Below are 11,771 nucleotides of genomic sequence, written 5' to 3' on the forward strand. Positions count from 1 at the left end.
GCCGATCAGCCCGAAGCAGACGAACACGAACAGGCCCGCCGCCGCGACGCGCAGGCGGAATTTCGTGAGCTGCTGCTGAGTGTCCTTGAATTCGGTCATGCGATTCGAGCAAAAGGCCGGCGCGCGGCCATCAAGAGTGAGCGTCCATCCGGCCGGGACCGGGGGCAGAAACTGCTTTGCGCGTCGGACGCGCGGCGCGCGGCTCTATCGCGACTTGTCCCGGCACAGCGGCCGGCGGGCCCGATGCGGGGTCAAATAGGCCGGGTGTCGTCGGGATCCGCCGGGCGGCGCTGCGGCATCAGCAGCAATACGCTCGCGATCGGCCACAGCGCGGCTTCGACGAAACCGTCGATCAGGTAACTCCAACCCGGGAACGCGGCGCCGGTCAGCAGACGGATCACGAACGGCACCAGTTGCGCGACGACCAGCAGCGGCATCACCGCGAACGTCTGCACGCCAAGCGACATCCACAGCACGCGGCGATGGATCGTGATCGCGCCGTACGACAGCAGCGTGTATGCGAGCGCGTGCTCGCCGAGCAGGCTCGCATTGTGCACGTCCATCAGCAGGCCGAGCAGGAACGCGATGCCCATGCCGACTTTGCGCGGCTGATGCACGTTCCAGAACAGCAGCACGAGCGCGACGAAGTCGGGCACGCCGGCCAACCGGCCCCACGGCATCAGATTCAGCAGGAACGCGGCCGCGAGGCTGAAGGCGATGAAGTACGGGTTGACCGGCTGCAGGATGTATTGCGGACGATTCATGGCTGAGCCCCCGGCGCCGCTTGCGGCTTCGCGGTTTTCGCGGCGGCCGGCTTCTCGGTTCTTTTCTCTGTCGCGGATTTTTCCGGCTGCTTTTCTGCCTTGTTTTCAGCAGCGACGGATTTGGCGGGCGCTTTTTCGGTTGGCTTCGCGGCAGGTTTGCCGGCGGCGGCTTTGTCGGTGGCGGCTTTGTCGCCGGCCTTCGCGCCCTTGTCCGCCGTGCCCTTGGCGTCCGCCGCCTTGCCGGCCTTTTTCGCTTTCGTTTCCTTCGCGACCGTCGCCGCGTCGGGTTCGTCCGCCGGGCGCGGCGGTATGTCATTAACGACATGCAGCACCAGCAGTTGACGCGCGCCGCGCACCGCCGCGACGGGCTGGCAGACCACGCGCGCGAATGCGGTATCGGCCTGCTTGTCCACGCGCATGACCTTGGCCACCGGCAGCCCCGGCGGATACACGCCGTCGAGTCCGCTTGTCACGAGTTCGTCGCCGGCTTGCACGTCGGCGCTGATCGGCACGAAGCGTAGATCGAGCGCGTCGCCCTTCGGCGTGCCGTAAATCACGCTGCGCAATCCGGTGCGCAGGATTTCAACCGGCACCGCCTGATCCTTGTCCGTGAGCAGCGTGACTTCGGCCTGCAGCGGAAACACACGCGTAACCTGGCCAATCACACCGTCTTCATTGACGACCGGCGAGCCGTTCAGGATGCCCTGTTGCGCGCCGCGCCCAATCACGACTTTCTGCGTGAACGGGTCGCGCGTGTCGTACTGGATTTCGGCGGGCATCGATTGGGTGCTCAGGTGCTGCGACAGTTGCAGCAACGCGCGCAGATGGCCGTTTTCGGCGGCAAGCGACGCAGCGGTATTGGCTTGCTGCGATAGTTGCAGATCCTTCGCGCGCAGCTTTTCGTTTTCGTCGCGCAGCGTGGCGCTGGTCACCGCGAGATCGGCGGCGCCCCTGAAGATATCGCGAGGCACGAGGGCCGCGCGTTGCAACGGATAGAGACCCGCGCCGAGCACGCCGCGGACGATCTCGAGCGTCTGGAAGCGGGCATCGGAGATCAGCAGGGCGATCGCCAGCACGACGAAGAACACCAGTCGTGCGAGCGCCGACGGGCCTTGCCTGAACAGGGGCGGCGGACTGTATTCCATGGTCGGCGCCGGGGGCGTGAGCGGGTGGGTGAGGCGGCGGCGCGCGATGGGCGCACGCTCAGCGCGCGGCGGCTGGTTTGCCCAGCCGATGGCAAAGCGGCCCGCCAAGGACCGTGTGCCAGAACCGCGCTACCAACATGGCAGAGAAGCTCGCTTACTCGTACGAGAAGATGCTGCCGAGCTTGTCCATGCGTTCGAGCGCCATGCCCGAGCCGCGTACCACGCAGGTCAGCGGGTCTTCGGCGACGAGCACCGGCAGGCCGGTTTCTTCCGCGAGCAGACGGTCCAGATCGCGCAGCAGCGCGCCACCGCCGGTGAGCATCATGCCGCGCTCGGCGATGTCGGCGCCGAGTTCTGGCGGCGTCTGTTCGAGTGCGATTTTCACCGACGACACGATCTGGTTCAGCGGGTCGGTCAGTGCTTCGAGGATTTCGTTGCTGGAGATCGTGAAGCTGCGCGGAATGCCTTCCGACAGATTGCGGCCCTTCACTTCCATTTCCTTGACTTCCGAGCCGGGGAAGGCGGAACCGATTTCCTTCTTGATGGCTTCGGCGGTCTGTTCGCCGATCAGCATCCCGTAGTTGCGGCGGATGTAGTTGACGATGGCTTCGTCGAACTTGTCGCCACCGACGCGCACCGAGCCTTTATAGACGATGCCGCCGAGCGAGATCACGCCGACTTCGGTGGTGCCGCCGCCGATGTCGACGACCATCGAACCGGTGGCCTCTGACACCGGCAGGCCCGCGCCGATCGCGGCGGCCATCGGTTCCTCGATCAGATAGACCTGCGAGGCGCCCGCGCCATGCGCGGCTTCCTTGATCGCGCGGCGCTCGACCTGGGTCGAGCCGCACGGGACGCAGATGATGATGCGCGGCGACGGCGAGAACATGCGCGATTCGTGAGCCGTCTTGATGAACTGCTTGATCATCTGTTCGGTGACGGTGAAGTCGGCGATCACGCCGTCCTTCATCGGGCGGATCGCCTCGATGTTGCCTGGCACCTTGCCGAGCATCTGCTTGGCTTCCTTGCCGACTGCCTGAATGGTTTTCTTGCCGTTGGGGCCGCCTTCCTGACGGATCGACACGACCGACGGTTCGTCGAGAACGATGCCCTTGCCGCGCATGTAGATAAGCGTGTTGGCGGTGCCGAGGTCAATCGCCAGATCGTTGGAGAAGTAGCTGCGCAAAAAGCCGAACATTCAAAATCCTGTCTCGCTGGGGGCCGGGCCTCGCACCGTATGCGTAGGGCGCCAGCGGAATAAATAACAGCTTCAACCGGGCGAAGCGGCGCCACAGGAACTTGAAGCTGCGAGGGAGTCTGCCGGAGGCGGTTGCAAAGCCAGGGCGCAAAGCGCCGGACGTTCTTTGGAATTGTCCGTAAGGCCCTGGTAAGTCGGTCCGGGTTTGGGTCGAACGCGTAATGATACCTTATAATTTTGGATGTTTTGAAGGAAACGGGGGGCACTTTTTGTCACCCACGTTCCTTTTCCAGCCTCGTCCTATCGTGTCGTAACCCGCTGTTGCAACGCGCTTTTTTGAACGTTACGGCACTCCACCTCTTTCCGGTGACTGCATGGCTCTTACCCTGACCGATGTCAAACGCATCGCGCATCTTGCGCGGCTCGAACTCGCCGATGCCGACGCCGAACATACCCTCACCCAGCTCAATGATTTCTTCGGCCTCGTCGAACAAATGCAAGCGGTCGATACCACCGGGATCGCGCCGCTAGCCCATCCGATCGAGCAGATCGAAGATGTCGCGCTGCGTCTGCGCGACGACGCCGTCACCGAGACGGTCGAGCGCGACGCGTTCCAGCGCCCAGCGCCGGCGGTCCAGGACGGCTTGTACCTGGTGCCGAAGGTGATCGAATAAGACCCGGCGCGCGGCCTGCGTCGCGGGCCAGGCCGGGAGCCGGTCTGCCGCGCGAACGGACGCCTCCACGGCAGCGTCGCCGCGCTGCCGCGTTTTCCAGGATAAAACGCAATGCATGAAAAAAGTCTCACCGAACTGCGCGCCGCGCTCGCGGCCAAGGAATGCTCCGCCGTCGAACTGGCGCAGTCGTACCTGAAGCGGATCGACGCGGCCAATGACCTGAACGCGTTCATCCAGGTCGATCCCGAACTGACGCTCGCGCAGGCCAAAGCGGCCGACGCGCTGCTGCACAGCGGCCACGCCGGCCCGCTCGCCGGCCTGCCGATCGCGCACAAGGACGTTTTCGTCACGAAGGGCTGGCGTTCCACGGCCGGCTCGAAGATGCTCGCGACCTACGAAAGCCCGTTCGACGCGACCGTGGTCGCGCGTCTGCAGAACGCCGGCATGGTGTGCGTGGGCAAGACCAATATGGACGAGTTCGCGATGGGCTCGTCCAACGAGAATTCGTACTTCGGCGCGGTGCACAACCCGTGGGACCGCAACGCGGTGCCAGGCGGTTCGTCGGGCGGCTCGGCGGCGGCGGTGGCCGCGCGTCTCGCGCCCGCCGCGACCGGCACCGACACCGGCGGCTCGATCCGTCAGCCGGCCTCGTTCTCCGGCATCACCGGCATCAAACCGACCTACGGCCGCGTGTCGCGCTACGGGATGATCGCGTTCGCGTCGTCGCTCGATCAGGGCGGCCCGATGGCACAGAGCGCCGCCGATTGCGCGACGCTGCTCAACGCGATGGCCGGCTTCGACGAGCGCGACTCGACGAGCCTCGCACGCGACGACGAAGACTACACACGCTATCTCGGCAAGGCGTGGAAAGAAGGCGCGGACAGCGCGGGCAAGCCGCTCGCCGGCCTGCGTATCGGCCTGCCAAAGGAGTACTTCGGCGCCGGCCTCGCCGACGACGTGCGCGCGTCGATCGACGCCGCGCTGAAGCAATACGAAGCGCTCGGCGCGTCGCTCGTCGACGTCTCGCTGCCGAAAACCGAACTGTCGATTCCGGTCTATTACGTGATCGCGCCGGCGGAAGCCTCGTCGAACCTGTCGCGTTTCGACGGCGTGCGCTTCGGTCATCGCGCGGCCGAATACCGCGATCTGCTCGACATGTACAAGAAGTCGCGCGCGGAAGGCTTCGGCCCGGAAGTAAAGCGCCGCATTCTGGTGGGCGCCTACGTGCTGTCGCACGGCTACTACGACGCGTACTACCTGCAGGCGCAGAAGATCCGCCGCATCATCGCGCAGGATTTCCAGCAGGCGTTCTCGCAGTGCGACGTGATCATGGGACCCGTCGCGCCGTCGGTGGCGTGGGACCTCGGCGCGAAGGGCGACGATCCGGTGCAGATGTATCTGGCCGACATCTACACGCTGTCGGTGAGCCTCGCCGGCCTGCCTGGCATGAGCGTGCCGTGCGGCTTCGGCGCCGGCGCGAAAGCGCGGCGCCCGGTCGGTCTGCAGATCATCGGCAACTATTTCAATGAAGCCCGGATGCTGCAGGTGGCCGACGCGTTCCAGCGCGCGACCGGCTGGCACCGTCAGGCACCGGCGGGAGTGTGAGCACCATGGCCAAACAATGGGAAGTCGTGATCGGTCTGGAGACCCACACGCAACTGTCGACTCGATCGAAAATCTTCTCGGGCACCGCCACGCAGTTCGGCGCGAAGCCCAATACCCAGGCAAGCCCGGTCGATCTGGCCTTGCCGGGCACGCTGCCGGTGATGAACCGCGGCGCCGTCGAGCGCGCGATCCAGTTCGGCCTCGCGATCGGCGCGACGGTCGCGCCGCGCAGCATCTTCGCGCGCAAAAATTATTTCTACCCCGATCTGCCCAAGGGCTATCAGATCAGCCAGTACGAACTCCCCGTCGTGCAGGGCGGCCAGGTGACGATCCAGGTGCCGGCCAATGAAAAGGCGGGCAAGGCCGCGTACGAGAAGACCATCAATCTGACGCGCGCCCATCTCGAGGAAGACGCGGGCAAGTCGCTGCACGAGGACTTCGCGGGCATGACCGGGATCGATCTGAATCGCGCCGGCACGCCGCTGCTCGAAATCGTCACCGAGCCGGAAATGCGCAGCGCGGCAGAAGCGGTTGCCTATGCGAAGACGCTGCATACGCTGGTCGTGTGGCTGGGCATCTGCGACGGCAACATGCAGGAAGGCTCGTTTCGCTGCGACGCGAACGTGTCGGTGCGCCCGCTCGGCCAGCAAGAATTCGGCACCCGCGCGGAGATCAAGAACCTGAACTCGTTCCGCTTCCTCGAAGAGGCGATCCAGTACGAAGTGCGCCGTCAGATCGAGCTGATCGAAGACGGTGGCACCGTGGTGCAGGAAACCCGTCTGTACGATCCGGACAAACGCGAAACACGCTCGATGCGCAGCAAGGAAGACGCGCACGACTACCGCTATTTCCCCGACCCCGACCTGATGCCGCTCGTGATCGACGCCGCGTGGATCGAGCGTGTGAGAAGCGAAATGCCGGAGCTGCCGGAAGCGATCCAGCAGCGCTTCGTGTCGCAATATGGGCTCACGCCGTACGACGCGAATGGGCTGACCGCGAGCAAGGCGATGGCCGCCTACTTCGAGGCGGTGGTCGGCCGCGCCGGCGCGGCGAACGCGAAGGCCGCGGCGAACTGGGTGATGGGCGAGGTGTCGTCGCAGCTCAATCGCGAGGGTCTGGAAATTGCTGAGTCCCCGGTGTCGGCCGCGCAGCTCGCGCTGGTGCTGCAGCGCATTGCCGACGGCACCATCTCGAACAAGATCGGGAAGGAGATTTTCCTCGCGATGTGGGAGGAGAAGGCCAGCGACGAAGCCGCCGCCGATCGCATCATCGACGCGAACGGCCTGAAGCAGATTTCCGATACCGGCGCGCTCGAAGCGGTCATCGACCAAGTGCTCGCCGCCAACCAGAAGTCGGTCGACGAATTCCGCGCCGGCAAGGAAAAGGCGTTCAACGCGCTGATCGGCCAGGCGATGAAGGCGACCAAGGGCAAGGCGAATCCGGCTCAGGTCAACGAACTGCTGAAAAAGAAGCTGTCCAGCTGAAGCATCAAGCGTTAAGGCTGGCGTGCGCGCCGGTCATCACGGGCTGTTGCCGGATGGGAAGCAGGGCAACGGCCCGTTTTGTTTTGCGGCCCCGTTCGAGCCCTTCGAACGTAGGTAGACGCAGACCACGGAGTGTGTGTATGTCGAAGCAAGCCGATCTCGACGATTTCCGCGTGCCGTATTTCGACGACGGCAAGAACAAAACTCAGTTCTCGCTCGACGATTTCGACCCCGGCGCGAAGCCGTTTTCGAACGGCTCAAAAGACTCGGACCGCGCGCGCTTGTCGAAGATCGGTTTGCGGCTGGACAACCTGCAGGAACGTTTGCACGCGCAACGCGAGCGCCGCGTGCTGCTGGTGCTGCAAGGCATGGACACGAGCGGCAAGGACGGCACGATCCGCGCGGTGTTTCACGAGGTCGATCCGCTTGGCTTGCGCATCGTGCCGTTCAAGGCGCCGACGCCTGTCGAGCTCGCGCACGACTTCCTGTGGCGTGTGCATTCGCAGGCGCCCGCGGCCGGCGAACTGACGATCTTCAACCGCAGCCACTACGAAGACCTGCTCGTGCCGACCGTGCTCGGCGAACTCCATGCGGACGCGTTCGAGCGGCGCTGCTGCCATATTCGCCAGTTCGAGGAAATGCTCGTGTGCAGCGGCACGACGATTCTCAAATGCATGCTGCACATTTCCAAAGAAGAGCAACGCGCGCGGCTGCAGGCGCGTATCGACGATCCGCAGAAGCACTGGAAATTCGATCTGTCCGATCTCGACGCACGCAAGCAGTGGGACGCCTATCAATCCGTATATCGCGACGCCCTCGCTGCGACGTCCACCGAATACGCGCCGTGGTACGTGATCCCGGCCGACTCGAAGACGCATCGCAACGTGATGGTCGCTGAACTGCTGGTGCGCACGCTCGACGCGCTCAAACTCGAGTATCCGCCTGAGAAGGAATCGCTGAAGGGTGTCAAGGTCGAATGAAAACCGCCCTGTGCGTGGGCTAAAGAAAACGAATCGAACATAAAAGGAACGACATGTTGCGTGTGATTACCGCCAACCTGAACGGCATTCGCTCGGCGGCGAAGAAAGGCTTTTTCGACTGGTTCGGCGAACAGCAGGCCGACGTACTGTGCGTGCAGGAAATCAAATGCTCGCAGGACGACATGACGCCGGAATTTCTCGCGCCGCACGGCTTCACCGGCTATTTCCAGCATGCGGTGAAAAAGGGCTATAGCGGCGCGGGCGTGTATACGCGTCGCGAGCCCGATGAAGTGGTGATCGGCTTCGGCAGCGAGGAGTTCGATCCTGAAGGGCGTTATGTCGAACTGCGCTTTGGCAAGCTGTCGGTGGTCTCGGTGTATGTGCCGTCCGGTTCGAGCGGCGAGGAGCGTCAGCAGGCCAAGTTCCGCTTCATGGACGAGTTCATGCCGCATCTCGCCGGACTGTCCCGCGAGCGCGAGGTGATCGTGTGCGGCGACGTGAACATCGTGCATAAGGAAATCGACATCAAGAACTGGAAGAGCAACCAGAAGAACTCCGGTTGCTTGCCCGAAGAGCGCGCGTGGCTCGATAAACTGTTCGACGAAGTTGGCTATGTCGACGTGTTCCGCACGCTCGACCAACGCCCGGAACAGTACACGTGGTGGAGCAATCGCGGCCAGGCGTATGCGAAGAACGTCGGGTGGCGGATCGATTACCAGATCGCGACGCCGGGCATCGCCGGCAAGGCAAAGCGCACCGATGTGTTTCGCGACATCAAATTCAGCGACCATGCGCCGCTGACCGTCGATTACGACCACGAGGTCAGCAAGTAAGCACGGCGGGGCGCGCTTGCGCGGCGCCGCGGCCGGCTTCAATCGCGCACCGGCTTGCGGGCCGGGCGGCCGACGCCCGGGTAGTCGGGCAGCTCGTCGACGCTCTTGCCGGTCGCCTTCGCATAGAGCGGCAGCATGTCCGGCAGCCGCTTGATAATGTCGTCGCGGCGCGCTGGCGTGTACGGGTGCACGTAGATGAAGCCCTGTTCGCGATTGCCGCGCGTCGCCTGCGCGAGCTTGTCCCAGAGCGTGACCGCCGCGCGCGGATCGTAGCCGGCGCGCGACGCAATATCGCTGCCGATCACATCGGCTTCGGTTTCGTCGGTGCTTTCGTACTTCATTTCCAGCAGGCGCGAGCCGATGCCAAGCGGTGCCATGCCGAGATCGGCGAGCCCGAACAGTTGCGGGATCGTGCCGGACGAATCCAGTTGGCTTGCCTGAAGCTGACCGAGCCGCATCCGCGCGTGCTCGCGCAACGCGTGCGCGATTTCGTGGCCGATCAGCATCGCAAGTTCGTTGTCGTTCAGGCGCACGCGATCGAGTATTCCGCCATAGACGACGATGTTGCCGCCCGGCAAACAGTACATGCGGATGTCGTTCGAGCGTATCACCGCCAACGCCCACTTCCAGCCCTTGGCGCGCTCGTTCCATTTCAGCGAGTACGGCACCATCCTGTCGATGATCGAGCGTACACGTGTGACGTGCGCATCGGTGTCGCCGTACAGCCGATTCGCATGCTCCGCGCCGTAGACGATCTGGCCGAATTCCTCGGTGCCTTGCGCTTCGAGCATCGGCGACGGGATCAGATTGCGGAACACCGCGTAGCCGCCGTAGCGCAATTGCGGGCTCACGTAGTACGGCGGCGGGACGGCGTTCGGCTCGGCGCTCGCGGCGGGCGCTTTCGCAGCGGTGGGTGGTTGCGCGGGCTGGGGCGCGGAACCCGCTGCGGCGGCCGACGCAGCGCTGCCGCTGGTGCTGGGCGAGCCTGCGGCGGCGGTGTTCGGGCCGCTGCCTGGGCTGCTAATGGGGCTGCTGTGCGTGCCCGCGCTTGCGGCTGCGCCTGCACCCGCGTTCGCGCCGGCGGCACCGCTGCTGCCGTTCGCACCGGCCGTTGCCGACGTCGCGTTTTCGGCACTGGCGGCGCTTGCCGTGGATTTCGCCGCCGGCGCCGCCGTCTTGCTGGTGGTCGCCGCAGTTGCGCTGCCCGTTGCCGTTTCAGCGAGCGCCAATGCGTTGTTAGCCGCGCTCGCGCCAGCCGCATGCGCGCCGATCGAAGTGGCCAGCGCAACGCTTGCGCAACCGAGCGTCCATAGCGCGCGCCGCGCCGCCCGATTCGAGCCGGTCGATGAAGCGCGGCTCGCATCGAGCGGAAGCATCCGCATCGGGAACCGCGTCTTCACGACTGCGCCCTCCACGGTGCAATACGCAACAGCAGCAGCATGCCGGGCACCGCCAGCGCGGTACACACGATGAAGTAGTCGAACCAGCCGATCCGCGCGACCACATAGCCGCTCGCCGCCGACGCGAGCGTGCGCGGCACCGACGCGAGGCTCGTGAACAGCGCGAACTGCGTCGCGGTGTAACGCGGATCGGTGGTGCTGGCGATATACGCGGTGAACGCGGCGAGCGTCAGGCCCGTCGCGAAGGTCTCGAAGCCATACACGATCGCGAGTGCGACCGAGCGCGGATCGAGCTGCACGCTCCAGTCGATGCCGACCAGCGACAGCAGCTTCGTCGTGCCTTCGCTCAGCGCGACCGCGATGTTGTAAATCTCGGTGAGACCCGGCGAGTGAGGGCCGAGATGCGCAAGCCATGCGAAGCCGAGCGTCGACACCATCTGCAGCAAACCGAAGATCCACAAGCCGCGGCCGATGCCGATTTTCATCAGCCAGATTCCGCCGATGATGCCGCCCGCGAGACTCGCGCCGAACGCGGTGGTCTTTGCAATTACGCCGATCTGCGTACGCGAAAAGCCAATGTCGAGGAAAAACGACGTGGACAGCGTGGTCGCCATCGTGTCGCCGAGCTTGTACAGAAAGATGAAGCCGAGCACGAAAAGCGCGCCGCGCCAGCCGTCGCGCAGGATGAATTCCCGAAACGGCTCGACGATCGCTTCGCGCAGATGTTTCGGCGGCTTGCCGTGCACTTCGGGTTCGCGCACGACCAGCGTCAACACCATACCCGGCAGCATGAACGCGGCCGTCACGATAAAGACCGTGGTCCACGGCAGATGATCGGACAAAATCAGCGCGAGTGAGCCCGGCACGAGCGCCGCAATCTTGTACGCGTTGACATGCACCGCATTGCCGAGCCCCTGCTGCGTGTCGCTTAACAGCTCGCGCCGGTATGCGTCGATCACGATGTCCTGGCTTGCGCCGAAAAACGCAACCAGTGCGGTGAGCGCCGCGACCGTCCAGATCGATTCACGCGGCGACACGAAGCCGAGTGTTGCCATCGCGCCGGCCACGAGTAGCTGGGTGACCAGCATCCAGCCGCGCCGCCGGCCCGGCCGCCAGCCCGGCAGACGCGGCACGTAGCGGTCCATCAGCGGTGCCCAGATGAACTTCCACGTGTACGGAAACTGGATCAGCGCGAACAGGCCGATTTCCGTCAGATTGACGCCTTCGGAGCGCAGCCACGCCTGCACCAGATAGACGAGCGTAAACAGCGGCAATCCCGACGTGAAACCGAGAAAGACGCAGATCAGCATGCGCGTATTCAGGAACGCGCGCCAGCCGGGATGTTCTTCGTGAGCGGTAAGTGCGGGCGCCTCTTGCGGCGGGTTGGACATGTGGATAACTGACGTTAGCTTTTCTTGACCCGATAGACCGCAAGACTACCACGCCAGTTCGCGCCCCAACGCACCACCTGTCCGTCGTGCAGCACGACGCGGTCGAGAATTTCGATGCCGACCTCCGGCGCGAGCGCTTCGAAGTCCTTGATCGTCAGCACCCGCACGTTCGGCGTGTTGTGCCATTGATACGGCAGCGACTTCGACACCGGCATGCGACCCTGCAGCACCGACAGCCGGTGCGCCCAGTAGCCGAAATTCGGAAACGACACGATGCATTGCTTGCCCACCCGCACC

11 protein-coding genes are annotated in these 11,771 nt (G+C 64.5%); 5 read left to right on the plus strand and 6 right to left on the minus strand.

Features of this window, described 5'->3' with window-relative positions; genetic code table 11:
• Window positions 1-251 precede the first annotated feature (251 nt).
• The 3 genes from mreD to VGH68_RS26895 all read right to left on the minus strand — a co-directional run bounded on the left by mreD (window position 252) and on the right by VGH68_RS26895 (window position 3,107).
• Window positions 252-764, minus strand: coding sequence for a rod shape-determining protein MreD (gene mreD / locus VGH68_RS26885; protein ID WP_331606762.1), 513 nt, complete (start codon window positions 762-764; stop codon window positions 252-254).
• A complete protein-coding gene (gene mreC, locus VGH68_RS26890) occupies window positions 761-1,909 on the minus strand; it encodes a rod shape-determining protein MreC (RefSeq protein ID WP_331606763.1) in 1,149 nt (382 codons plus the stop codon). Before mreC ends, mreD begins: the two co-directional genes overlap by 4 nt.
• Window positions 1,910-2,063: 154 nt before the next feature.
• Window positions 2,064-3,107, minus strand: coding sequence for a rod shape-determining protein (locus tag VGH68_RS26895; protein WP_004189550.1), 1,044 nt, complete (start codon window positions 3,105-3,107; stop codon window positions 2,064-2,066).
• Window positions 3,108-3,481: 374 nt separating this feature from the next.
• Here VGH68_RS26895 and gatC point away from each other — a divergent pair, with 374 nt between their 5' ends.
• The 5 genes from gatC (at window position 3,482) to VGH68_RS26920 (ending at window position 8,683) form a co-directional block, all read left to right on the plus strand.
• Window positions 3,482-3,781, plus strand: a complete 300-nt coding sequence (gene gatC, locus VGH68_RS26900; protein WP_331606764.1) for an Asp-tRNA(Asn)/Glu-tRNA(Gln) amidotransferase subunit GatC — start codon at window positions 3,482-3,484, stop codon at window positions 3,779-3,781.
• A gap of 111 nt (window positions 3,782-3,892) precedes the next feature.
• Window positions 3,893-5,386, plus strand: coding sequence for an Asp-tRNA(Asn)/Glu-tRNA(Gln) amidotransferase subunit GatA (gene gatA / locus VGH68_RS26905; protein WP_331606765.1), 1,494 nt, complete (start codon window positions 3,893-3,895; stop codon window positions 5,384-5,386).
• A 5-nt stretch (window positions 5,387-5,391) separates the two neighbouring features.
• Window positions 5,392-6,870: an Asp-tRNA(Asn)/Glu-tRNA(Gln) amidotransferase subunit GatB gene (gene gatB, locus VGH68_RS26910; RefSeq protein WP_331606766.1), complete on the plus strand. Its 1,479-nt coding sequence runs from the start codon at window positions 5,392-5,394 to the stop codon at window positions 6,868-6,870.
• 140 nt (window positions 6,871-7,010) lie between these two features.
• Window positions 7,011-7,850 (plus strand): PPK2 family polyphosphate kinase, encoded by an 840-nt coding sequence (locus VGH68_RS26915; RefSeq protein ID WP_331606767.1) that lies wholly within the window; start codon window positions 7,011-7,013, stop codon window positions 7,848-7,850.
• A 53-nt stretch (window positions 7,851-7,903) separates the two neighbouring features.
• Window positions 7,904-8,683, plus strand: coding sequence for an exodeoxyribonuclease III (locus tag VGH68_RS26920; RefSeq protein WP_331606768.1), 780 nt, complete (start codon window positions 7,904-7,906; stop codon window positions 8,681-8,683).
• Window positions 8,684-8,721: 38 nt separating this feature from the next.
• Here VGH68_RS26920 and VGH68_RS26925 read toward each other — a convergent pair whose 3' ends face one another.
• From VGH68_RS26925 to VGH68_RS26935, 3 genes are all read right to left on the minus strand, one after another.
• A complete protein-coding gene (locus VGH68_RS26925; RefSeq protein WP_331606771.1) occupies window positions 8,722-10,059 on the minus strand; it encodes a M48 family metallopeptidase in 1,338 nt (445 codons plus the stop codon).
• Between the two features lie 20 nt (window positions 10,060-10,079).
• Complete coding sequence (locus VGH68_RS26930) at window positions 10,080-11,474, minus strand: AmpG family muropeptide MFS transporter (protein ID WP_331606769.1); 1,395 nt, start codon at window positions 11,472-11,474, stop codon at window positions 10,080-10,082.
• Between the two features lie 14 nt (window positions 11,475-11,488).
• On the minus strand, window positions 11,489-11,771 hold a 283-nt coding region (locus VGH68_RS26935), incomplete at its 5' end, for a methionine biosynthesis protein MetW (protein WP_331606770.1).

The organism is Paraburkholderia sp. (assembly GCF_036488505.1).
Lineage (GTDB): Bacteria > Pseudomonadota > Gammaproteobacteria > Burkholderiales > Burkholderiaceae > Paraburkholderia.

Excerpts from the sequence above, each read along its gene's own strand:
- mreD (WP_331606762.1), bottom strand. The coding sequence starts at position 764 with ATGAATCGTCCGCAATACATCCTGCAGCCGGTCAACCCGTACTTCATC.
- mreC (WP_331606763.1), bottom strand. The coding sequence starts at position 1,909 with ATGGAATACAGTCCGCCGCCCCTGTTCAGGCAAGGCCCGTCGGCGCTC.
- VGH68_RS26895 (WP_004189550.1), bottom strand. The coding sequence starts at position 3,107 with ATGTTCGGCTTTTTGCGCAGCTACTTCTCCAACGATCTGGCGATTGAC.
- gatC (WP_331606764.1), top strand. The coding sequence starts at position 3,482 with ATGGCTCTTACCCTGACCGATGTCAAACGCATCGCGCATCTTGCGCGG.
- gatA (WP_331606765.1), top strand. The coding sequence starts at position 3,893 with ATGCATGAAAAAAGTCTCACCGAACTGCGCGCCGCGCTCGCGGCCAAG.
- gatB (WP_331606766.1), top strand. The coding sequence starts at position 5,392 with ATGGCCAAACAATGGGAAGTCGTGATCGGTCTGGAGACCCACACGCAA.
- VGH68_RS26915 (WP_331606767.1), top strand. The coding sequence starts at position 7,011 with ATGTCGAAGCAAGCCGATCTCGACGATTTCCGCGTGCCGTATTTCGAC.
- VGH68_RS26920 (WP_331606768.1), top strand. The coding sequence starts at position 7,904 with ATGTTGCGTGTGATTACCGCCAACCTGAACGGCATTCGCTCGGCGGCG.
- VGH68_RS26925 (WP_331606771.1), bottom strand. The coding sequence starts at position 10,059 with ATGCTTCCGCTCGATGCGAGCCGCGCTTCATCGACCGGCTCGAATCGG.
- VGH68_RS26930 (WP_331606769.1), bottom strand. The coding sequence starts at position 11,474 with ATGTCCAACCCGCCGCAAGAGGCGCCCGCACTTACCGCTCACGAAGAA.